Consider the following 24,198-nt stretch of genomic DNA (forward strand, 5'->3'; position numbering starts at 1 on the left):
CTGCATCTTCCTTAAATCGCTTGTTAAATGTTATTGAATTCACACCTATAAATTTCTCCCTTGTACTCATTTGACAAAGGTAATACTATTTTCGTTTTTGGGCGGCCTAAACGCCTATACCTATATTTAAATTATAAAGTAGTTTTGACAAACATAATAAATTTAAAGAAATTAAGAGTGCGTTTTCCCTTGAAAATCAGCTGAAAATGCGATAATTTAACACTAAATTGTACTATCACGTTGTAGTAAAAACGGCTTTAAAAAACAAACCCGATAAGTTTTTAAAGCCTATCGGGTTTAATTTATTTGAGTCAATCTGAAATCTGCAATCTAAAATCTGCAATCTATTCCTCCTCACGTTGTCCCATCATCATCAGGAACGATTTTAGGAATTCATCAATTTCGCCATTCATCACGCCGTCCACATTACTAGTTTCATAACCAGTGCGAACGTCTTTGACTAATTTATAGGGTTGCATTACATAATTTCGTATTTGAGAACCCCATTCGATTTTCATCTTCCCAGCCTCAATATCCGAGCGTTGTTCTTGTTGCTTTTTCAGCTCGATTTCATACAATTGCGATTTCAACATTTGCATTGCTCGATTTCTATTGTCATGTTGCGATCGCGTTTCCGAACATTGAATCTGAATTCCAGAAGGTTTGTGTACCAATTGTACTTTGGTCTCTACTTTATTTACGTTCTGACCACCAGCGCCGCTAGATCTAGCCGTTGTGATAACTATATCTGCAGGATTTATATCTATTTCTATGGTGTCGTCTACTAAAGGATAAACATAAACTGAAACAAATGAAGTATGTCTTTTGGCATTACTGTCAAATGGGGAGATGCGCACCAGTCGATGGACACCATTTTCACCTTTGAGGTAGCCAAAAGCATAATCTCCTTCGATTTCTAAAGTTACTGTTTTGATACCTGCCGCATCACCTTCCTGATAATTGAGTTCGCGTAATTTGTAGCCCGATTTTTCGGCCCACATCATATACATTCGCATCAACATCGAAGCCCAATCACAACTTTCGGTTCCTCCAGCTCCTGCTGTTATTTGCAGTACAGCACTCAAAGTATCACCTTCATCCGAAAGCATATTTTTGAATTCTATAGCTTCAATATGATTGTTAGTGATTTGATATTGGTCATCGAGTTCTTCTACAGTAAGTTCGCCTTCTCTGTAGAATTCGTAAGCCAATTGCAATTCATCAGTCATTTCGGCTGCTTTGTTGTAATCTTCAATCCATTTCTTTTTGGAACGAAGCGTTTTTACATACCCTTCGGCTTCCTTGGCATTGTTCCAAAAGTCGGGAGCCAAGGTTTTTTCTTCCTCGTTGGTAATCTCAATAAGTTTGGCATCAACGTCAAAGATACCTCCTCAACGCACCAAGGCGCTCCACAATACCTTTTATTTGTTCGGTAGTTGTCATAAATTATAGTAATTTTGTGGCACAAAAATAGAAAAAATATCGGTAGAGGCAAGTCTCGACTCGTCGCTAACATAAAATATAAAATTGCAATGCGAATAAATTTAGTCAGTGATACCGTAACTAAGCCAACGCAGGAAATGTTGCGGGCAATGTTTCGAGCAGAAGTAGGCGACGATGTCTATAAACAAGATCCAACAGTAATTGAGTTGGAAGCTAAAGTAGCCGAAATGTTTGGGATGGAAGCAGGACTTTTTTTTCCATCAGGAACAATGGCCAATCAAACGGCAATTAAACTGCATACGCAACCTGGCGAACAGCTAATAGCCGATAAATGGGCACACGTTTACAATTATGAAGGCGGAGGGGCATCCTTCAATAGTGGGGTTTCTTGCTGTTTGTTAGATGGAAATCGCGGAATGATTACTGCAGAACAAGTGGCTGGAGCGATTAATGATCCAGAATTCTACCATAGTCCGCTTACGAGTTTGGTTTGTGTCGAAAACACGACCAACAAAGGAGGAGGAGCTTGTTATGATTTTGAAGAGTTCAAGAAAATCCGAAAAGTTTGTGATGCTAATAATTTGAAATTCCATTTGGATGGGGCTAGGATTTGGAATGCTTTGGTGGCAACCAATGATGTTCCGCAGGAATACGGAAAATTATTCGATACTATTTCAGTTTGTTTGTCAAAAGGTTTGGGCGCGCCGATTGGATCCGTTTTGCTAGCTGATAAGGCCACGATTCACAGGGCTTTGCGAGTTCGGAAAATTCTTGGTGGCGGAATGCGTCAAGTGGGCTATTTGGCTGCTGCCGGAATTTTTGCATTAGATAATAATATCGATAGACTGGCTGAAGATCATAGACGTGCTAAGGAAATAGGAGCCGTTTTAGAAAAAAGAAATTGGGTTGCCAAAGTAGAGCCCATCGAAACGAATATCTTGATCTTTTCGTTGAATCCGCAAGTAAGTGAGGCAGTCGTGATGGAAAAATTACATCAAAAAGGAATTGCTATAAGTTCAATGGGTCACGGAAAATTGCGTATCGTCACGCATTTAGACTATCGTGAAGTGATGCATAGTTATGTTTTGGAAACCTTGGAAAAGTTGTAAATTACAAGTTCTACTAACCCATAACACTTAACCCTTAACGCTTAACTTTTTTTATTTAAACATTTCGTCCATTCCGGGAATCATTGGCATATCGACTTTGGCCACAGCATCCAATTCTGCTTGGTTTACTTTTGCCGCTTTTTCGATGGCTTTGTTTAGGGTTACAATCAAATAATCTTCTAATTGTTCTTTGTCTTCCAATAAAGAATCGGCTATAGATAAGGATTTTAATTTTCCGTTGGCGGTAAATGTTACCTTCAATGCTCCATCATTGCTTTGTTCGTCTATTAAAACCGAATCTAAACGTAATTTTGTTTCTTCTATTTTTCGTTGGGTTTCTTTCAATTTACCCATCATTCCCATTAAATCCATTTTTTTTAAATTTAGTTTTATACGATGCAAAATTAGTATATTGCAAGGTCTTATTTATTAAAGTTTTATTAAAATTTATAATCATTCTGAACTGACTTTGTGCTATTTTTGTAATGCATACTTCAAAAAAATAATTTTAAAAAATGTCTCAAAAAATTCAACCGCCAGTCGCCAAAATAATTCCGAAACTGATGGAGAAATTCGGTGATCTGAGAACAGATAATTATTATTGGTTGAATGATAGAGAAAACCCTGAAGTCATTGATTATCTGAAGAAAGAAAATGCCTATTACAAAAAAATGACGGCTCATACCAAGGCTTTTCAAAAAGAATTGTTTGAGGAAATGAAGAGCAGAATCAAGGAAGACGACGAATCGGTCCCTTATTTGTACAACGGCTATTACTATATTACCCGATTTGAAACGGGGAAAAATTATCCTATTTATTCTAGAAAAAAGGAAAGCCTTTCGGCCAAAGAAGAAATTTTGTTCGACTGCAATAAATTGGCAAAAGGACAATCTTATTTTCAATTAGGCGGTTTGAGTATCAGTCCAGACAATAAATTAGCTGTTTTTAGCACTGATGTCATTGGTCGAAGGATATATGATATTCAAGTGAAAGATTTAGAAACGGGTAAAATTTTAGCCGATAAAATTGAGAAAGTTTCGGGAAATGCGGTTTGGGCAAACGACAATAAAACTATTTTCTATTCAAGTCAGGATGAAACTACTTTGCGCTCAGATAAAATTTTCAAGCATAAATTAGGAAGCAAACAAGCGGACGATGTTTTGGTTTATTTCGAAAAGGATGAAACCTATAATGTTGAGGTAGCCAAATCCAAATCTAGAAAATATTTGGCCATTGAGTCAGGAAGTACAATGACAACCGAATACCAAATATTAGAAGCGGATAATCCCGATGGGAAATTTAGAGTTTTTCAGAAACGGGTTCGAGGTTTAGAATACAGCATCAATCATTACGGTGACAGTTTTTACATTATGACCAATGCGGATAAAGCCACTAATTTCAAGTTGATGAAAACCTTGGAAACCGCTACAGCAAAGGAGAATTGGACAGAGGTAGTAGCACACCGAGAGGATGTTTTATTGGAAGATATTGAAATTTTCAAGGATTTTCTTGTTGTAGAAGAGCGTTCCAATGGTTTGAATAAAATAAGAATTATGCCTTGGAGCGGAGAAGGCGAGTATTATTTGCCTTTCGAAAGTGAAACCTATACCGCTTACACTTCAACCAACGTTGATTTTAATACGGATATTTTACGGTATTCGTACCAATCAATGACCACACCATCTTCGGTTATTGATTTTAATATGAAGACCAAAACCAAAGAAATCAAGAAAGAGCAGCAAGTTTTAGGTGGGAAATTTGATAAAAATAATTACGAAGAGGAGCGTGTTTGGGCTACTGCCAAAGATGGTACAAAAGTGCCCATTTCGATGGTTTACAGAAAAGGATTGAAAAAAGATGGCAGTAACCCGTTATTGCTTTATGCTTATGGCTCTTACGGTCATTCAATGGATGCCACCTTTTCTACTACACGTTTGTCATTGTTAGATCGAGGTTTTGTTTTTGCTATAGCGCACATTCGCGGTGGGGAAGATTTAGGAAGACAATGGTACGAAGACGGCAAGCTTTTGAAGAAGAAAAATACATTTACCGATTTTATTGATTGCTCCCAATTTGTAATCGAACAAAAGTATACTTCGCCAGAACATTTATATGCCGAAGGAGGTTCTGCAGGTGGTTTATTGATGGGAGCAATTGTGAATTTAGCGCCAGAATTGTACAACGGAATTATAGCACAAGTCCCTTTTGTTGATGTAATTACCACAATGTTGGACGAAAGCATTCCACTTACAACAGGAGAATATGACGAATGGGGAAATCCAAATGTTAAAAAATATTACAAATATATGGCTTCATATTCGCCTTATGATAATGTGAAAGAACAGAAATACCCTAATATGTATGTTTCTACTGGCTTGCACGATTCGCAGGTTCAGTATTGGGAACCAGCGAAATGGGTGGCAAAATTGCGAAACCTAAAAGCAGATGATACTGTTTTATTTCTTGATACCAATATGGATGCTGGTCACGGAGGTGCTTCGGGTAGATTTGAAGCTATTAAGGAATTGGCAAAAGAATACAGTTTTTTATTAGATTTAGAGAAAATTGAAAAGTAATTAGAATATTTTTGTTAGATTTGCAAGGATTTAAGGTTGAATAAAAAAGAGTCCTTGATTAACTATTTTTTTATGAAAGAAGAAATTAATGCTTATAATAATATTTTAGAATTAATAGGCAACACCCCGCTCATTAAATTAAATAAAGTTACTGAAGATTTAAAAGGAAATTTTTACGCCAAAGTAGAAGCTTTTAATCCAGGTCATTCCACAAAAGATAGAATTGCTTTATTTATTATTGAAGAAGCTGAAAAAAGAGGAATCCTTAGTCCAGGCGACACAATCATAGAAACTACATCGGGAAATACAGGTTTTAGTCTAGCAATGGTTAGCATAATTAAGGGGTACAATTGTATTTTAGCTGTTACTTCAAAATCTTCCAAAGATAAAATTGATATGTTACGAGCCTTAGGAGCAAAAGTGTATGTTTGTCCTGCCCACGTTTCTGCTGATGATGAGCGTTCTTATTATAATGTAGCTAAGCGTTTGCACGAAGAAACAAAAGGTTCAGTTTATATCAATCAATATTTCAATCAATTGAATGTAGATGCACATTATAAATCTACAGGTCCGGAAATTTGGAACCAAACCAATGGTAAAATTACTCATCTAATTGCTTGCAGTGGAACTGGAGGAACTATTTCTGGGACGGCAAAATATTTGAAAGAAAAAAATCCAAATATTAGAATTTTAGGTGTTGATGCTTTTGGCTCTGTTTTGAAAAAATACCACGAAACTAAAGAATTTGATAGCGAAGAAATTTATCCTTACCGAATTGAAGGTTTAGGAAAAAACCTGATTCCTTCGGCTACAGATTTCGATGTTATCGACAAGTTTATGAAAGTTACCGATGAGGAGAGTGCGCATTCAACAAGAGAATTAGCCAAAAACGAAGGTCTATTTGTAGGTTATACTTCGGGAGCAGTTCTTCAAGCTATCAAGCAATATGCTGAAGAAGGTGAGTTTGACGCAACTAGTAATGTAATTGCAATTTTCCCTGACCACGGTTCTCGTTATATGAGCAAAGTATTTAGCGATGATTGGATGAATGAACAAGGTTTCTTTGATAGTATCAACGAAGAAGAAGCTCAAAAAATTGAATTCATAAAATAAATACAAGCATTAAGAAATGATAAAAGAGCCCTTTTGAAATCAAAAGGGCTTTTTTTGGCTTAAGGTTTTTAATACCAAGCATTATTATATTTTATCCAATCTAACCACTACGTTTGTCACGCTGTGAAGCGTCCCTGCTCTCGTGCATTGAGAATCCTACGGAGTGACAAATAGTCTTTTATTATTGGGCTATTTTATAACTGTTTCAAATCTAATTCAGCAGTTCTGGAGTATTGAGAATTAATTCTATTTTTTTGATAATGATTGTAATTTGATTCATTTGGGCTTCAATATTTCTAAAGAAGAGACTAATATCTCTATTTACCCAACTGTCAGAGATAACTCTAGCTCCAAGGCTAATTCTTAAAACTGCGCTTTCAATTTTAGTATCATATTTTACTTCTACAGCTTGTCCTATATGGCATTTTTGAGCAGCCAACCTAATAATTTCCAAGGGAGCAGCTTCAAATTGATTTGATAGATCAGAATTTAATAGGGTGTAGAGTTTTTTTACTTTGTCAACCGACAGTACTTCATTGTTTTTAAGAATAAAGAAAGGGAAAATGGTACGGATATTTCTAATACCGAATTCTTTACTAGAGTAACTATTGGTTTTGGTTTCGTTGCCATAAATTGGTTCCAAAAATGAGGCATCGTTTATCGAGTCTTCAACAAAATTGCAAAACATTTCAATACCCATATTTCGATACAGAATGGGAGTTTTATAATAGCGATCCATTTCAAACATAGCCGCATACCAACGCATATAGGAACCATAATTATAGCCATCAGATAAAGCATTTGAGCAAAACCAAGAAATGGGCCAATCCGAATGATTGTAGTATTGGGTTAAGCCTGCAGGTAAAGATTTCTTGACAGAATTAAGTACTTTGCTAACGTTTTTAGGGAGTAATAATGCACCAGAATAGGGAGGCCCTGTAAAGTATTTGCTGCCAGTTATGGTTACGCTATAGCCTTTGTTTAAATAATGTTGAATATCGCTTGGATCTAATCTCAGTTGCGATGCATCTACAATTATTTGTATGGATACCTTAGGGAGTTTATTCAGTTTTTTGATTAATTCGTCACTCGGTGATTGGTATCCTAATTTGGATTGATCCATCGTATGCAACACAATATGCCTGCCTTGTTCATTGGTTTTGTAAATGGCATCATAAACTTCCTCATCTAATTGTTGAGGGGATTTTAACGCGCCATTTTTATCTCTAAATGGGATTTTGATCAAATCGACATCCCTGAATCCTTCAATTCCATCTCCTTTTTTCACTGGGAAACTTAAAGCTGTCGTGTTTTCGAAATGACATCCTTTTAATGCCGATGCTACCCCGCTGCCCGTCTCATCCGAGGCTACCAAAACGTGTGTAATTTCTTTATCGGTAAAAATCTGAGTAATCGCAGCTATTTGCAAAGAAGAATCGGTTCCTGAGGGTGAAAAAATTATTTCAGATTCCTCACTAAGTTTGAATATTTTTTTAAGGTTGTTTTTTAATAATTCAGAGAATTCAATAGTGGCGTTTTTGAATCCATTTTTCAAACTGTTTCGGATTAGGATGCTTCTAACTTTATCCGTTTTGTCGAAAGCGAAATTAGAAACACTAGTTGCAGTCGACGAGGAAAATGTAAAAGCCTCCGGTCTCGGGAATGGACGGCAACCGTATTTGTTTAGCAAATCAATTTCGTCAATATTTAATCTAAGATCTCCACCGTCCATCAACAAATACTCGGTTGGTTTGGCCAGATTTTCAATAATGGTTTCCCAAGACTCATTAAACTCTTTGTTGGTGTTGTTTAATCCGTGTAATGATTTTAGCTCGGTATGGTTTACTATAGTTTCAATACTAAAAGTGGTATCGTTTTTAATTAAATTAATCAAAAAATAATCGAGGTTTTTTAATTTTTCTTTGTCATCCTTCGGTAATAACTTATAGAATATCTTAGTCACCTCAAATGCAGCCAAATCACAAATAGCAGTATTGTGCTTTTCACTATTTAAGGCTTTGTACCAAAGTTGCCATTCGATACCGTATCTTAAATAAACTAATGCTAATGCAGGTTTACTTAAAAACGATGTGCCAATTACGATAGATTTGTTGGGAACAATTTTAAAAATATCAGGTTCGGTTGTAGACGTGATGATTTTGATATTGTTTATTTTGGGTACTGTATTAAATCTCTTTAAAACACGAACCAAATAATTCACATTCTCTTTTTCAAACAAACTGGTTCTTTTGTATTGATTTTCAATAAGTATGTTATTTGTCATAAGCGTTTTAATTTATTGACTTTCATAGAATAAAGTCATTTCTAATGTAATTTTATTGACAATCAAATTTAAAGTTATTTTGTAAAGAAAGTAACTCGATTATCGTCTATTTACGCAATAATTATTGCCAGCGTGATGCGCCCATTTCATTTGATCAGCTTTCTGGTAACGGGGTCTAATTTCAAATATATGAGGAAGCTTCGTTTTGAGCATTTCGTACTCAATTAATACTACTTTCAGAGATCTTACCCTTTACAAAATCTAAAATTACAGTTAAAAAATCACTTGTGCAAGCTATTGTAAATCGGGTACGCGCATCATTTAATTTGTTCGTTGCCTTATCGTTGGGCAAGTAATTAAAGTTCCGCAGTTTTTTCTTATCTTACTTTAACAGGAAGATAATTGTGAAATCGCATACATTAAATAATTTGACGTAAGTAAATATAAAAAAAGCCTCTTTTTTGAAGAGACTTTTTATATTGCATTCTGAATGAGGATTACTCCTCCATAGTATGATATACGTTCATCACGTCATCATCTTCTTCCATTTTTTCGATTAGTTTTTCAACGTCGGCCATTTCAGCTTCGGTTAATTTTTTTGTGATTTGAGGAATTCGCTCAAAACCAGAAGAAAGAATTTCTATTTGTCTGTTTTCTAATTCTTTTTGAATGGTTCCAAAGCTATTAAAAGGAGCGTAAATTAAGATACCATCTTCGTCTTCAAAAACCTCTTCAGCTCCAAAATCGATTAATTCTAGTTCTAACTCTTCAGGATCAATTCCAGTAGCCGGAATACGGAAATTACAAGTATGGTCAAACATAAACTCAACAGAGCCTTGTGTTCCCAGTGTACCGTTGCATTTGTTGAAATAACTTCGAACATTGGCAACAGTTCTGTTATTGTTATCAGTTGCAGTTTCGATCAATAAGGCAATTCCGTGTGGTGCGTATCCTTCGAACAATACTTCTTTATAATTTGCTGTGTCTTTATCAGTTGCTTTCTTGATGGCGCGTTCAACATTATCTTTAGGCATATTCGCTGCCTTGGCATTTTGTATTACAGCTCTTAATCTAGAATTGGCGTCAGGATTTGGTCCACCTTCCTTAACGGCCATTACAATATCTTTTCCAATTCTGGTAAATGCTTTGGCCATTGCCGACCAACGTTTCATTTTTCTTCCTTTTCTGAACTCAAACGCTCTTCCCATTGCTAAATTTTAATTTTTGAACTGCAAAAATACAGTTATTAGTTATTTTTTCAAATGTTTTTTCATATTTATAACTCCCAAGAGATTGGCACCAACCGCAAGAAACCAAGTTTATTTTCCGTAATTAATTATGTCATTTAGGATATTAACGGCTTCCTCTATATAAGGATTGGTTTTGAGGTCTTTCATTTTATAATTATTTATTTCCTGCAGGTACTCGTCAGAATTCAATTTTACTTTATCGTAGGAATTGTTAGAAACAATACAGGGAGTTTCGGTCGCCGCGATCTTCTTTACTTTTTTCCACAGCGTGTCGATTTCGTGAACATCATTAAACACATTTTTAAAAGTGATTGGAAGAGGTGCTTTCGAACCAGAGTAAAGTGCATTGATTTCTTTATTTGTGGCAATAATTTCATTGAACAAGGCATTGTTTTTAGTTCGAGTACTGCTTTGGTCAATTATTTGGGGATAGTAATCTTTTCTAAACGGAGAAAATCTAGCTTTGGAATTAATTTGATCGTATTTCAAAGCCGTTTTGTAACTCGATTCACGAGGGCTAACACTGTCTAATAATATTGGAAAAGTAATATCTGGAATAATACCTTTTATTTGATTGCTATCGCCTGTAACTCGGTAGAATTTTTCCAATGATAATTTCACAAAATCTTGCTGATTATTATCCAAAGTCACTATTGTTTGCATAGATGCTTTTCCCAATGAGGTACTCCCTGCAACAATAGCGCGATTGTAATCTTGCATGGCACCAGTAAAAAACTCACTTGCCGAAGCTGAATTTCCATTTATCAAAATAATAATTGGACCATAATAAGCGCTTCCGCGATTGTAATCTTTCAGGATAGTTTGCTTTTTTCTGCTATTTACAATAACGGATAAGGGTCCATAATCGATTAATAAACCGGCCAATTTTATAGCTTCTTCCATCGAACCGCCGCCATTATCTCTAAGGTCTATGACTAAACCTTGAATTTTGTCTTGGTTGAGTTTTAAAACTTCGTTATACACATCGTTGGCGCAACCTTGAATGCTAAAGCCATCAAAATCGGAATAAAAATTTGGAATGTTGATGTATCCCGTTTTGATTCCTTTTTCGACTATGAAGCTGGTAACGGCATTTGCAGTAGCCTTCATTACTTGTTTTTTGAGAATGACATCCAGAATGTTTCCGTTTTTCTTTTGAATAGTCAACTCGATTTCCTCATTAGACTCCGAAAATATTAACTCACCAATTTTTTCCAATGAAGAGCAAGACACCAAATACGAGTCTCCATTTTTATTGGCTACTTTTAAAATTATATCTTCTTTGTCGAACTTCTTGGAACGAGCTGCTGGCCCTCCAGGTACTATTTCGTCTATAACAATTTCTTCTTTTTCGTTGAGCGTCACATTGAGCCCCAAGGACAAGCCGCTGGTGGTTAAATTTGACATAAAACTGGATCTGGCGTCCTGCGAAAAGTAATTGGTATGAGGGTCAAAATAAGTACAGAAAATATTCAATAAATCATTTTGAAGGCTAGAGCCAATACCGCTTTTACTTTCAAGAATATTGCTTATTTTGCAAATGTTATTGTCGAATATTTTTGCCTTTGCTATTTTTTCCAGTTTGAAAAAATTTTGGTTGAGAGAATCCAAATTGGGGCTTATTTTTGATATGTCCTCTAGAATATCAAACTTCATTCTTTTTTTCCAAACGCGCTCAAAATCCTTTGATTCTAATTCGAACGGAAACCGTTTTTTCGAAAATCTCACGGTGTCTTTGCCATTGTAATCTAGGACTTCAGGACGTATTTTTTCAAGAATATTTTTCTTTCTTTCTAAAGCAAATTGATACATCGAGACAAAATCATTCATAAATGAACAATCATTTTGGATAATATAATTATCGATATTGAGTCTGTGTTTGGAGAGTTTTTCGTATTCCGTTTTGGTAAATAAGTTTCTGTTATCGTCTAAGCCATCCATAAAACTGTCAAAAACATAGACCGATAAACTGTCGTCAACTGGTTTTGGATGGTAATGTTCACGTTGAATCAGGGTATTGATTTTGGAAAGTAATTCACAGGTTTTGGAGCTATTTTGAGCAAATAGAGAAAATGTCGATAAAAAGAGTAGGAATGAAAACTTTCTCATATGTGTGTCTATGAATACTATAAAAAACAAATATACCGCAGATTCGCAGATTTTTTTAGTCCGTTTTGTTGTTGTTTAATCTGCGAAATAGCGGTTGATTCCTAGCGGTATAGAATTATTATTTCTTATAAAAAGGCAATTTTACCAATTTGGCCGGAACGTCATTTTTTCTGATTCTGATAAAAATGGTACTATCAATGGCGCTGTTTTCGGTAGTAACGTAGCCTAAACCAATTCCAACATTCATAGAAGGCGACATTGTTCCAGATGTTACGATTCCAATGACATTACCAACCGCGTCCACTATTTCATAATCATGTCTTGGTACAGCGCGTTCTTGCATTTCGAAGGCAACTAATTTTCTTGAAACACCCGCTTCTTTTTGTTTTTTCAAGTTTTCGGAATTGGTAAATTCTTTCGTGAATTTAGTAATCCAACCCAATCCTGCTTCAAGAGGAGAAGTGGTATCGTTGATGTCGTTTCCATACAAACAAAATCCCATTTCTAAGCGCAAAGTATCACGGGCAGCCAGGCCAATTGGCTTTATTCCGAAAGCAGCTCCTGCTTCGAAAACTTTGTTCCAAATTTGTTCGACTTCGGCATTTTTGCAATAGATTTCAAAACCTCCTGAACCTGTATAACCTGTAGCTGAAATGATTACGTGCTCGATTCCTGCAAAATCCCCAACTTCAAAATGATAATAAGCGATTGCAGATAAATCGACTGAAGTCAACGCTTGCATTGCTTCGACTGCTTTTGGTCCTTGAATAGCCAATAGCGAATAGTCATCTGAAAGGTTTTTCATCTCAACACCCAAATCGTTCTGAGCAGAAATCCAATTCCAATCTTTGTCTATATTTGAAGCATTGACTACCAATAGATATTGTTCCTCTTTTATTTTGTAAACCAATAAATCATCTACAATACCGCCATCATTATTTGGTAAACAAGAATATTGTGCGAGGCCGATGGTCAAAGTCGCAGCATCGTTTGATGTTACTTTTTGAATCAAACCTAAAGCATTTGGTCCAGAAAGCAAGAATTCGCCCATATGGGAAACATCAAAAACACCTACAGCGTTGCGAACCACCTCGTGTTCTGCATTAACACCTTCATATAAAATCGGCATATTGTATCCGGCAAACGGAAGCATTTTTGCTCCCAAACTCTCGTGTATGTGCGTTAGCGCAGTATTTTTCATGGTCGATTGACATAAAATTATAAGTGGCTAATTTATTGATTATTTATGGAGTGACAAAGGTTTTTTGAGCGACTATTTTTTTATCGATAATTTTTATAGTTTGTTTGTGACTTTATTTATTCTAATCTGGATGAAGTATTTAACTATAAAATTAGTAAGATTTTTGAATTATTTTTTGTATTTTTAACGTACAAAATTGATTAAATGAAAGCCTTTATTTCCCTCGACAAAACTGAAATTCTAAGCAGATATAAACCCATAAATGAGCATACTCATAAAGGAATTCAAGGACATGCATTACTAATAGGAGGTAGTTACGGAAAAATAGGAGCAATGACCTTGGCTTCTAAAGCATGTTTGAAAACAGGTTGTGGATTAGTAACCGTTTTTTTGCCGCGTTGTGGCTATCGAATTTTGCAAATTTCCAATCCTGAAGTTATGGTTTTGACGGATATTGCAGTAAAATACATTTCTAAAATAATTTTTAATTTTGTTCCACAAGCCATCGGAATTGGACCTGGAATTGGGCAGGATATCGAAACTCATACAGCGATTCATCGGTTCATAAAAACCAATACAGTTCCGCTGGTGATTGATGCAGACGGATTGAATATTATGGCACAAAATAAAGAATGGCTGACTTTTTTACCTAAAAAAACTATTTTTACGCCACATCAAAAAGAATTGGAACGACTAATAGGGAAATGGGATTCTGAGGAAGATAAATTCGAAAGAACGATTGCCTTTTCAAAACAAAACAGTCTTATTGTGGTAATGAAAGGTGCGCCAACTTATATTATTGATGGCGATACTATTTATAAAAATACTACTGGAAATGCTGCTTTGGCCACAGCTGGAACTGGCGATGTATTGACAGGTATGATTACAAGTTTATTAGCGCAATCTTACGAGCCTATTGATGCTGCCATTATTGGAGTTTACCTTCATGGGTTAACTGCAGATATTGCTTTGCCAGAAATGGGTTATCAAGCTTTTATAGCTTCGGATATTGTCGATAATATTGGGAAAGCCTATTTGAGTTTGGAGAAGTAATGGTAGCTATTGAATTCTTTTTTCTAATACCATAAATTCCAAAGGTTCATTCGAAGTTTGACTAAAAACCTCGCTCACCGGAAAAGGTTCTCTCAGTCCAGTATCAACAAAGCCCTTGCGTTTGTACCACGAAATTAATTCTGCACGGACCGTAATTACCGTCATTACAATTTTATATAGCCCTAACGCCAAAGCAAAAACTTCAGCTTCTTGCATTAACTTTTTTCCAACACCGCTATTTTGCAACTCAGGAGAAACGGTCAGCATTCCTAAATACAGTTCATTTTCTTTTTCTTTCAATAAAACACAACCAATAATTTGATTGTTTTCCGTATATTTTAGAATAGTGTTTTTTGGGTCTTGGATAATTGCTCTTAACTCATCCTCGGTAGTTCTCTTTCCTTCTAAAATATTGGCTTCAGTAGTCCATCCTTTTTTTGATGATTCCCCACGATAAGCTGAATTAATTAGTTTATTTAATGCAGAAACGTCTTCGATAGTTGCTTTCGTAATCATAAAGTTACTAATTAAACGGTTTCTAAAAACGCCTTCAATTCCTCGTAAGTTTTGATTTTTACGCTTACTTTTTCTTTATTCAACACGCTTTCAATTTGAGTTGGAATCGGAAGTTTTACGTTTAATGCAGGTTCAACCACATCTAAAAATTTGATAGGATGTGCAGTTTCTAAGAAAATTCCAATGGCGTTTGGATGGTTTTTCAGTTCCTTTTTCAAGCCTAAATACCCAACAGCTCCGTGAGGTTCTGCGATATATCCATCGGTTTTGTAGATGGATTGCATTGCTTCCAAAGTTTCGGCATCGGTGTATGAAAATGAAGAGAAATCTTTTTTGAATTGTTCCACATCGTTGTTGTACATTTCTTGAATTCGGATGAAGTTACTTGGATTTCCTACGTCCATCGCATTCGAAATGGTTGCTTTGGAAGGTTTTGGATCGTAATTTCCTTTTTCTAAAAATCTTGGAACGGTATCATTAACATTTGTCGAAGCCACAAAATGTTCGATAGGTAATCCTAATTTTTTGGCAATAATTCCTGCACAGATATTCCCAAAATTCCCACTTGGGCAAGAGAATACCAAAGGTTTGTTTTGTGATTTTAGTTGTTTGTACGCAAAGAAAAAGTAAAACATTTGCGGCAACCAACGCGCAATGTTAATCGAATTGGCCGAAGTCAAATTGTGGTGTGCCAAACTTTCGTCTAAAAACGCTTTTTTGACCATATCTTGGCAATCGTCAAAAACACCATCTACTTCCAATGCTTTGATGTTTTGTCCCAAAGTGGTCAATTGTCTTTCTTGAATGTCGCTCACTTTGCCCGAAGGATAAAGAATCACTACTTCTACACCTTGAACCCCTAGAAAACCACTGGCAACCGCTCCTCCTGTATCGCCAGAAGTGGCAACTAAAACGGTGTTTTTATTGTCTTTTTTGTCTTTGTTGAAATAACCCAAACAGCGGGACATAAAACGAGCTCCCACGTCCTTGAACGCCATTGTAGGTCCGTGATACAATTCCAAGGCATAAATCCCTTCTTCTACTTTTACCGTTGGGAAATCGAAACATAAAGTTTCGGCTATGATTTGTTTCAAGGTTTCAGTTGGGATTTCGTCGCCTACAAATTGTTGAATGGCTTCGAAAGCAATAGCTTCGTTGCTCAGGTTTTCAATATTCTCGAAAAATTCAGGAGCTAAAGGCGTGATGGATTCTGGAAAATACAATCCTCTATCGGTGGCTAATCCTTGAATCACTGCTTCTTGGAAAGAAACTTGCGGGGCATTGTGGTTTAAACTGTAGTATTTCATTTTTTAAATTACGATTTACGATATTTGATATACGATATTGTAATTCTAACTTCGTATATCGTATTTCTAACTTCTTATATTCTATTTTATATTTATTCTTGTATCTTATTTTTTAAATCCATTCTGGAATGTAAAAACCGAATGATTTCTATTTCTTCTTTGTCAACGATACTATAAAAAATAATATGTTGTCCTGATTTGAATCCGTAAATTTCTGCTGAAATTTCAACATAATTTCTTCCTAAAAACTGATTTTCACTTAACTTTTGGCAATCCGAAAGTAATCCATAATAATATTTGTCTGCTTGGTCTTCTGACCAAACCTCGAATGTATAGTCCCAAATTTTTGATAAATCTTCAAAAGCCTTGTTGGTAAGATGAAATTTAGGCATCTCTTTTTTTAGCTTTTAAGGATTCTAAATGTTGTTTCGGATTAAAATTTTCGGCAATTCCGCTTTCAATTCCATCGTTAATCGCTTTTTTGAGAGCGGTTATTTTGTTCTCTTCTTCTTCTAACATCCTCAATCCAGCGCGAATCACTTCGCTTGCATTTTTGAATCTGCCTTCTGAAATTCGACCGTCAACAAATTCCTCAAAATAATCTCCTAAAGAAACTGATGTATTGCGTCCCATATCTTTATGTTTTTTTGCAAAGTTACCAAATTTTGGTAATTTTAGAAATAAATTTAGAATAATCTCTCTTAAGGAAATTATTTGGAAGCTTTATATTATGCTGACCCCATCCGGATTCACCTGCGACACGTGAATCTCATAGGGCAAATTCATTTCTTCATATACTGCACTCATTGCCTTGGCGATTTTCTCGGCGGTTTCTTTTCCTTTGCTTAGCGCAAATATAGAAGGGCCAGAACCAGATATTCCTGAACCCAAAGCGCCGTTTTCGTAAGCGGTCTTTTTAATTAAATCAAAACCTGGAATTAGCATACTGCGAATGGGTTCGATGATTTCGTCGTGTAACGAGCGTCCAATCAATTCGTAATCATTGGTGTACAATCCAGCGACTAATCCGCCTACATTTCCCCATTGGGTGATGGCACTTTTTAGAGAAACGGTTTGTTTTAGTACCGAACGTGCATCCGATGTTTTTAACTCAATTTGAGGGTGAACCACGGTCGCATATAATTCTGATGGGCTGTCAATTTTGATGATATCCAACGGATTTGAACTTCTTACCAAAGTAAAACCTCCCAATAGGCAAGGAGCAACATTATCAGCGTGAGCGTTTCCGCTCGCTAATTTTTCGCCTTGCATAGCAAATTTTACTAATTCTTTTCGGGTAAAAGGACGACCTAGTAATTCATTAATTCCGAAAACTGCTCCAGCAGAACTGGCTGCGCTGCTTCCGATTCCGCTTCCGGCTTTGATGTTTTTGTATATTTCAATTTCAAAACCAAATTCCGTTTCAACTTCCTCTAACATCGCCAAAGCAGCCACTCCAGAAACATTTTTTTCGGTTTCTAAAGGCAAATTAGCACCCACAATTTTGGTAATCCGAACTCCTTTTACATACGATTTTCGAATAATCATTTCGTCACCTGCAGTAGTCAAACACAATCCCAAAACATCAAATCCACAGGAAAGATTGGCAATGGTTGCAGGGCAAAATAGTTTTATTTCATTCATAGTTTTAATTTTCAGTAGAGACGTTGCGCTGCAACGTCTCTACAATGGTAATTATATATTTCCAATACGAATTACATCGGCAAAAATCCCCGAAGCTGTAACTGCAGCACCAGCCCCAGCACCTTTTATTAATAATGGTTGGTCGATATAACGGTCGGTGTAAAATTGAACAATATTATCCTTACCTTCTAAATTATAGAATGGACTTTCTTTTGGAATGAATTCCAATCCAACCTTAGCTTTTCCGTTTTCGAAAGTGGCAACAAATTTCAATCTGCTGTCTTTTGCTTTCGCTTCGATCAAAAGGTTTTCGAAGTGGGATGCGTGTTTGATTAATGATTTGAAAAAATCTTCATTGTTTGTTGTGGCCATACATTCTGCCGGAAGAAAAGAATTGTTTTGAATGTCTTCAATTTCCATTTTGTATCCACTTTCGCGAATAAGAATCAATATTTTTCTTGCAACGTCCACACCGCTCAAATCGATTTTTGGATCTGGCTCTGTAAATCCTTGAACTCCTGCTTCTTTCACCACATCGTGGAATGAATTATTTTCGTCGAAATTATTGAAAATAAAGTTCAAACTTCCGGATAAAACTGCTTGAATTTTGTTCACTTTATCGCCTGAAGCGATTAGATGCTTCAAAGTATCAATAATCGGTAATCCTGCACCCACATTGGTTTCAAACAAGAAAGGAGCATTGTATTGACGGGATAGATTTTTTAATTTTTTGTAGTTGTCGTAAGCCGATGAACAAGCGATTTTATTACAAGTCACTACGGCAACATTTTGTTTTAAATATTGTTCGTAAGTTTCGGATACGGCTTGATTAGCTGTAATATCTACAAAAATACTGTTTCGCAAATTCAGAGCTTTCACTTTTGCAATAAAAGCCTCTTTATCGGCAGTTTCTCCATTTGATAAAAGTGCTTGCCATTCTTTCAATGGAATTCCATCTTCGTCAAAATACATTTTTCGAGAATTGGACACCGCAACAACTCTCAGGTTTATTTTGAGGTTTTCTTTTAGGAATTTCTTTTGTTGGTTGATTTGTTCGATGAATTTTTCGCCTACGTTTCCAACGCCCATCACGAACAAGTTCAATTGCTTGGTATTTTCCTCGAAGAAGTTTTCGTGAAGCGTGTTCAATGCTTTTTTCACATCTCTTTCGTTGATTACTGCCGAGATGTTTCTTTCGGAAGCTCCTTGGGCAATGGCACGGATGTTTACATTGTTTTTACCTAAAGTGCTGAACATTCTGCCGCTCAATCCTTGGTGGTTTTTCATATTTTCACCAACAAGAGCGATGATGCAAAGGTCTTTTTCGACAATGCACGGGTCAATTTTGTTTTGAGATATTTCTTGTTGGAACGCTTTATTAATCGAAATTTCGCCATTGTTGGCATCCGTATTTAAGATTCCAATACAAATCGAATGTTCCGATGAGGCTTGAGTAATAAAAATGATGTTGATGTTTTCCTGAGATAATACCTCGAACAATCTTTTTGAAACTCCAGCTACCCCAATCATTCCGGAACCTTCAAGAGTGATTAAGGTGATTTTGTCAATATGAGTAATTCCTTTTACGGGACTAGTGTGTGAATTGTCTTCGTTGGATATAAAAGTTCCAATAGCCTCTGGTTCGAAAGTATTTTTGATCCAAATCGGGATGCCTTTTTTGAAGACAGGTTGGATTGTTGGTGGATACAATACTTTCGCACCAAAATGAGACAACTCCATTGCTTCCTGATAGGAAATAGTAGCAATAGGTTGGGCTTGTTTTACGATTTTTGGATTGGCGGTAAACATTCCGTTTACGTCAGTCCAGATTTCTAATTCGGATGCGTTCAAAGCACCTGCCAAAATAGCTGCAGTATAATCGGAACCGCCACGGCCTAAAGTAGTTCCAATTCCATCTTCGGACGAAGCTATGAAACCAGGCATTACGACTATTTGCGCCTCATTTGAAGCAAAATAATCAGCAATTAATGCATTAGTGATTTCAAAATTTACTGCTGCTTTGCCAAAATTATTATTGGTTTTTATGAGTTCGCGGCTGTCTTTGTACCCTGCATTTTTATGGTTTTGCTTGAAGGCTTCGGCGATTATGTAAGAAGACAATAATTCACCAAAACTCAGAATAGTATCCGAAGTTCTTGGTGACAATTCACCTAAAAGGAAACATCCGTCTAATAATGTTTCAAGGTGATTGATGATTCTTTTGATGTGGCTTAGCAATCCACTTTGTTCGCTGACTGGTATTAATTCTTTGATGGCGTCTAAGTGTTTTTTCTCGATTTCGGCGACTATTTCTTTGTAACTTTCGTCGTTTGAGGCTGCTTTTTGAGAAGCAAGGACTAATAAATCGGTAACTTTGGTAAAAGCAGAAACGACTACGATTAGGTTTTCTTGGGCTGCTTTTTTGATAACTATATCTAATACTAATTTTATGTTTTGTGCATTGGCAACAGAAGTTCCGCCAAATTTTAATACTCTCATTTTATTGTTTTTATTTTAGAATGCAATTATTTTCTATACACCTATGAACTCTCTTCATTTAGAAAAAAGCAGGCAAACTGGATGATATGTAAAAATGTATACCCCTAAAGGGTAGTGGTAGTTGTAGTAGTGGTGAAAGTAACAGCAACGGCAGCTCCTATTGGAGTTGTTATCGAAGAATGATATGTTTTGTTGTTGTTTTTCATTTTGATTTTTCAAAAGTACTGATTTTAATAAAATAAAAACAAACTTTACTACTGTTTTTGCGAATATTTTAAAAAACCGATGCTTGAAAAATGAATATTAAAAATTTTACCGATTAAATCTTGTTTTTTAATATTGGTTTGTGGAATTTTGCGCCCTCATAAAGATTAAACAAAATGGATAATACACATTATATAAGCACTGAAATACTTTCCTTGAAAACGGTGGAAGAAATTATTTCGAGCAATAAATCCCTGGCATTATCCGACGAGGCCAAAGTCAATATCCAAAAATGTCGTGATTATCTTGATGCCAAAATGGAATCGCATTCGAAACCTATTTATGGTATTAATACTGGCTTTGGTTCGCTTTGCAATGTCAAAATTTCGAATGATAACTTGTCAAAATTACAAGAAAATCTAGTGAAATCGCATTCTTGCGGAACAGGGGAAGAAGTGCCTGCTGCAATTGTAAAATTGATGTTGTTGCTCAAAATACAATCCTTGAATTATGGGCATTCTGGAATTCAGTTGCAAACCGTAGAGCGTCTAGTCGATTTCTACAATAATGATATTTTACCGATTGTTTATACCCTTGGTTCACTTGGGGCTTCGGGCGATTTGGCTCCCTTGGCCCATTTGTCACTACCATTATTAGGTGAAGGCGAGGTGTTTTTTGAAGGAAAGAAAGTCCATTCTAGCGAGGTTTTAGAACATTTTGGTTGGAAGCCGATTGTTTTGAAGTCGAAGGAAGGTTTGGCTTTGCTCAATGGCACACAGTTTATGAGTGCTTATGGAGTTCATCTTTTGATAAAAGCTAATAAGTTTTCTTATTTAGCGGATTTGATTGGAGCTATTTCTCTAGAAGCTTTTGATGGACTGATTGAACCGTTCCACGAATTAATTCATTCTATTCGACCTCATAAAGGGCAAATTGTGACAGCACGCCGAATAAGCGATTTTCTTAAAGGCAGCAAAATTAGTAGTCAAACCAAAAAACATGTTCAGGATCCTTATTCCTTTAGATGTATTCCGCAAGTTCACGGTGCTTCAAAAGATGCTATAGATTATGTTAAGAATGTATTCAAAACCGAAATCAATTCGGTTACTGATAATCCTAACATCTTTATTGAAACCGACGAAATTATTTCGGGTGGAAATTTTCACGGGCAGCCTTTGGCTTTAGCTTTGGATTTTATAGCCATTGCTTTGGCAGAATTGGGTAGTATTTCAGAGCGAAGAACCTTTCAATTGATTTCGGGATTGCGGAATCTTCCAGCCTTTTTGGTTGATAATCCTGGTTTGAATTCGGGATTAATGATTCCTCAATATACCGCTGCTAGTATCGCTAGTCAAAATAAACAATTGGCTACTCCAGCAAGTGTGGATAGTATTGTTTCAAGCAATGGCCAAGAAGATCACGTGAGCATGGGGGCTAATGGCGCGACCAAAGCTTTACGCATTATGGATAATCTAGAACGCATTCTTGCAATCGAATTATTGAATGCTTCCCAAGCTATTGAATTCAGAAGACCCTTGAAATCGAGCGTGTTTATTGAAGAGTTTTTGAAATCCTATCGTCAGGAGGTTTCCTTCGTAAAAGAAGACCGAATTTTGCATTATGATATTGATAAGACAGTTCAGTTTTTGCATAGTTTTCAAGTAGAAGTAAATTGTTAACAATTACTTAACATTGGCGTAAAATAAAGAAGTAATTTTGTCCTTTAAAATTAATTAAACATTAACAAAATGTCAATAAATAGTATTTTCCAGTTTTTAGTTCCAAAAGATAAAAAATTCTTTCCTCTTTTTGAAGAAGCTTCTTCAAATTTAGTTCAATTGGCTTCGATTTTGCATGAAGCTGTAAATCTTCCTTTGAAGGAAAGAGACGAACTTTTTTTGAAAATTGACGAATTAGAACAAAGAGGTGAGGACATCACTCGACAAACTAATTTGGAATTAAGTAGAAATTTCATTACTCCGTTTGACAGAGAAGATATTCACTCATTAATTGTATCTATTGATAATGTAGCCGACAACCTCCACGGTGCAGCTAGTAGAATGCGTTTATATCAAGTAGGAAAAATCACTAAATCTATTCGAAAATTGACTGAGATCAATCTTGAAGCTTGTCAGCATATTGACAATGCTGTGAAGGAATTGAGAGATTTGAAAAAAATGAAAAATATTACAAGTGCTTGCGCTAGAATTAACAAGTTAGAGGCAAAATCTGATGATGTTTATAACAAAGCTGTTGCCGATATCTTCGAAAATGAAACTGATGCTAAAAATATCATCAAGTACAAAGAAGTATTGTTGGTATTAGAAACTGCAACCGATAAATGTAAAGGTGTAGCTAGTGTTTTAGAATCTATCACCGTAAAACATTCGTAACTAATTTAGAGATTAAGCATTTGAAAACAGAAGGTTTGTTTAGAATCATCTTGTTTAAAATTGATTAATTTTTCAATCTTTCAAATAAAATTATGGAATTTACGCTACTTATAGTCATCATCATTTTGGCTTTGATTTTTGATTACATCAATGGTTTTCACGATGCAGCAAATGCAATCGCTACCGTTGTTGCTACCAAAGTTCTTTCCCCTTTTCAAGCAGTAGTTTGGGCTGCTTTTTTTAATTTCTTGGCCTATTGGGTTTTTGGTTTTGGCGTAGCAGATACTGTTGCCAAAACCGCACATACGATGGATATTAATCTTGTGGTGATTCTTGCTGGGGTTATTGCTGCTATTTGTTGGAATTTATTGACGTGGTGGTTGGGAATTCCCTCGAGTTCTTCACATACTCTTATTGGTGGATTTGCTGGTGCTGCCTTAGCACACGCTATTGCAATGCACGGTTTTGGAGGTTATGTAACGGCAGATGGGACAACCGAACATTGGTATGATATAGTAAGTTGGTACAAGGCAGGAAAAGATGGAGGATTGCCATCAGGGGTTATTATCGTAATTGCCTTTATTGTTTTGGCACCTCTGGTTGGGGCTTTTGGATCCTATATGATTTCGATTTGGTTGTTGAATGCCTCTACTAAAAAAGTATTGCCAAAGGTCTTTACCATAGCCTTGATGATTGGAACTATATGGTTTGTGTATGAACAAATGGTCCCTTATGCTAAAATTGAAAAGCCTCGCTTTGACTCTCATTTGTGGAGCGTTGTATTCGAATCTCATAACATCAAATGGTTCTTAGTGGCCTTTATTATCCTATCTATTTCAACATTTGCATTGACTTTTAGTAGTTTGAGCTTGCATAAAGCAGATGCAGTTTTGAAAAAAATGCAATTGTTATCCTCAGCTGCTTTTAGTTTAGGACATGGGGGTAATGATTCTCAAAAAGTAATGGGTATCATTGCTGCTGCTGTTGCTGTTTATATTAATACTACAGCACAAACCCAAGAAAGTATGGCAGCTTGGTTGAATGTAGTTCTTCCAAATGATGATTTGGGTGTAAAAGGAGCGATGCCGGGTTGGATTCCATTGGCTTGTTATTCGGCGATTGCCGCTGGAACCTTAAGTGGGGGATGGAAAATTGTAAAAACAATGGGGTCAAAAATTACCAAAGTAAGCTCTTTTGAAGGTGTTGCTGCTGAAACTGCTGGTGCTTTGACACTTTATTTTACAGAGCATTTGAAAATTCCTGTAAGTACAACACACACGATTACGGGTTCGATTATTGGAGTTGGATTAACTAAGAGAGTTTCGGCTGTTCGTTGGGGAGTTACCGTGAGTTTATTGTGGGCTTGGGTTCTTACCATTCCTGTTTCGGCTTTATTGGCTGCGATAGTGTATTATATATTGAGTATTTTCTTGAGATAAGAAATTACTTTATCTAATAAATAAATCCTCTCATTTGCTTAATAAATGAGGGGATTTT

At 36.0% G+C, this 24,198-nt stretch carries 19 protein-coding genes; 7 read left to right on the plus strand and 12 right to left on the minus strand.

The genetic code is table 11. The annotated features are described in order from the left end of the window. Positions 1–344: 344 nt before the first annotated feature. A protein-coding gene (prfB, locus tag ACIQ1E_RS03590) for a peptide chain release factor 2 (RefSeq protein ID WP_396168762.1) occupies positions 345–1,443 on the minus strand; the annotation gives its coding sequence in 2 pieces (ribosomal slippage) (positions 345–1,379 and positions 1,381–1,443; 1,098 coding nt in all). Between the two features lie 89 nt (positions 1,444–1,532). On the opposite strand from prfB, the gene ACIQ1E_RS03595 reads away from it, so the two are divergent. Further along, positions 1,533–2,552, plus strand: coding sequence for a threonine aldolase family protein (locus tag ACIQ1E_RS03595; protein ID WP_396168764.1), 1,020 nt, complete (start codon positions 1,533–1,535; stop codon positions 2,550–2,552). A gap of 51 nt (positions 2,553–2,603) precedes the next feature. Here the strand turns inward: ACIQ1E_RS03595 and ACIQ1E_RS03600 are convergent, their stop codons facing one another. Continuing rightward, positions 2,604–2,924 carry a YbaB/EbfC family nucleoid-associated protein gene (locus ACIQ1E_RS03600; protein WP_396168765.1) on the minus strand — a complete coding sequence of 107 codons (321 nt, stop codon included), beginning with the start codon at positions 2,922–2,924 and terminating at the stop codon, positions 2,604–2,606. Between the two features lie 143 nt (positions 2,925–3,067). Here ACIQ1E_RS03600 and ACIQ1E_RS03605 point away from each other — a divergent pair, with 143 nt between their 5' ends. After that, positions 3,068–5,128, plus strand: a complete 2,061-nt coding sequence (locus ACIQ1E_RS03605; protein ID WP_396168767.1) for a S9 family peptidase — start codon at positions 3,068–3,070, stop codon at positions 5,126–5,128. A 72-nt stretch (positions 5,129–5,200) separates the two neighbouring features. Next, positions 5,201–6,241 (plus strand): PLP-dependent cysteine synthase family protein, encoded by a 1,041-nt coding sequence (locus tag ACIQ1E_RS03610; protein ID WP_396168768.1) that lies wholly within the window; start codon positions 5,201–5,203, stop codon positions 6,239–6,241. Positions 6,242–6,452: 211 nt separating this feature from the next. On the opposite strand, the gene ACIQ1E_RS03615 is transcribed toward ACIQ1E_RS03610, so the two are convergent. The 4 genes from ACIQ1E_RS03615 to gcvT all read right to left on the minus strand — a co-directional run bounded on the left by ACIQ1E_RS03615 (position 6,453) and on the right by gcvT (position 13,085). Beyond that, complete coding sequence (locus ACIQ1E_RS03615; protein WP_396168770.1) at positions 6,453–8,525, minus strand: hypothetical protein; 2,073 nt, start codon at positions 8,523–8,525, stop codon at positions 6,453–6,455. A gap of 497 nt (positions 8,526–9,022) precedes the next feature. Beyond that, positions 9,023–9,733, minus strand: coding sequence for a YebC/PmpR family DNA-binding transcriptional regulator (locus tag ACIQ1E_RS03620; RefSeq protein ID WP_396168771.1), 711 nt, complete (start codon positions 9,731–9,733; stop codon positions 9,023–9,025). A gap of 111 nt (positions 9,734–9,844) precedes the next feature. Beyond that, positions 9,845–11,884 (minus strand): carboxy terminal-processing peptidase, encoded by a 2,040-nt coding sequence (locus ACIQ1E_RS03625; protein WP_396168773.1) that lies wholly within the window; start codon positions 11,882–11,884, stop codon positions 9,845–9,847. Positions 11,885–12,002: 118 nt separating this feature from the next. Then, a complete protein-coding gene (gcvT, locus tag ACIQ1E_RS03630) occupies positions 12,003–13,085 on the minus strand; it encodes a glycine cleavage system aminomethyltransferase GcvT (protein WP_396168775.1) in 1,083 nt (360 codons plus the stop codon). Positions 13,086–13,289: 204 nt separating this feature from the next. Here gcvT and ACIQ1E_RS03635 point away from each other — a divergent pair, with 204 nt between their 5' ends. After that, positions 13,290–14,138, plus strand: a complete 849-nt coding sequence (locus tag ACIQ1E_RS03635) for an NAD(P)H-hydrate dehydratase (protein WP_396168777.1) — start codon at positions 13,290–13,292, stop codon at positions 14,136–14,138. Positions 14,139–14,144: 6 nt separating this feature from the next. On the opposite strand, the gene ACIQ1E_RS03640 is transcribed toward ACIQ1E_RS03635, so the two are convergent. The 6 genes from ACIQ1E_RS03640 to thrA form a co-directional block, all read right to left on the minus strand. Then, on the minus strand, positions 14,145–14,654 hold the full coding sequence (locus tag ACIQ1E_RS03640; protein ID WP_396168778.1) for a GNAT family N-acetyltransferase: 510 nt from the start codon (positions 14,652–14,654) through the stop codon (positions 14,145–14,147). 11 nt (positions 14,655–14,665) lie between these two features. Next, positions 14,666–15,961 carry a threonine synthase gene (gene thrC, locus ACIQ1E_RS03645; RefSeq protein WP_396168780.1) on the minus strand — a complete coding sequence of 432 codons (1,296 nt, stop codon included), beginning with the start codon at positions 15,959–15,961 and terminating at the stop codon, positions 14,666–14,668. A 92-nt stretch (positions 15,962–16,053) separates the two neighbouring features. After that, entirely contained in the window at positions 16,054–16,353 is a 300-nt protein-coding gene (locus ACIQ1E_RS03650; RefSeq protein ID WP_396168782.1) for a type II toxin-antitoxin system RelE/ParE family toxin, read from the minus strand. Then, a complete protein-coding gene (locus ACIQ1E_RS03655) occupies positions 16,346–16,594 on the minus strand; it encodes a type II toxin-antitoxin system ParD family antitoxin (protein WP_396168784.1) in 249 nt (82 codons plus the stop codon). The genes ACIQ1E_RS03650 and ACIQ1E_RS03655 overlap by 8 nt, the downstream gene beginning before the upstream one ends. A 90-nt stretch (positions 16,595–16,684) precedes the next feature. Then, positions 16,685–17,605 carry a homoserine kinase gene (locus ACIQ1E_RS03660; RefSeq protein ID WP_396168786.1) on the minus strand — a complete coding sequence of 307 codons (921 nt, stop codon included), beginning with the start codon at positions 17,603–17,605 and terminating at the stop codon, positions 16,685–16,687. 51 nt (positions 17,606–17,656) lie between these two features. Then, complete coding sequence (gene thrA / locus ACIQ1E_RS03665) at positions 17,657–20,104, minus strand: bifunctional aspartate kinase/homoserine dehydrogenase I (RefSeq protein WP_396168788.1); 2,448 nt, start codon at positions 20,102–20,104, stop codon at positions 17,657–17,659. 380 nt (positions 20,105–20,484) lie between these two features. Here thrA and hutH point away from each other — a divergent pair, with 380 nt between their 5' ends. From hutH to ACIQ1E_RS03680, 3 genes are all read left to right on the plus strand, one after another. Then, positions 20,485–21,987, plus strand: a complete 1,503-nt coding sequence (gene hutH / locus ACIQ1E_RS03670) for a histidine ammonia-lyase (RefSeq protein WP_396168789.1) — start codon at positions 20,485–20,487, stop codon at positions 21,985–21,987. 69 nt (positions 21,988–22,056) lie between these two features. Continuing rightward, positions 22,057–22,701 (plus strand): DUF47 domain-containing protein, encoded by a 645-nt coding sequence (locus ACIQ1E_RS03675; protein ID WP_396168790.1) that lies wholly within the window; start codon positions 22,057–22,059, stop codon positions 22,699–22,701. 92 nt (positions 22,702–22,793) lie between these two features. Continuing rightward, positions 22,794–24,140 carry an anion permease gene (locus tag ACIQ1E_RS03680; RefSeq protein ID WP_396168792.1) on the plus strand — a complete coding sequence of 449 codons (1,347 nt, stop codon included), beginning with the start codon at positions 22,794–22,796 and terminating at the stop codon, positions 24,138–24,140. Positions 24,141–24,198: the final 58 nt, after the last annotated feature.

This window comes from Flavobacterium sp. (genome assembly GCF_044348915.1).
In the GTDB taxonomy this organism is placed as follows: domain Bacteria; phylum Bacteroidota; class Bacteroidia; order Flavobacteriales; family Flavobacteriaceae; genus Flavobacterium.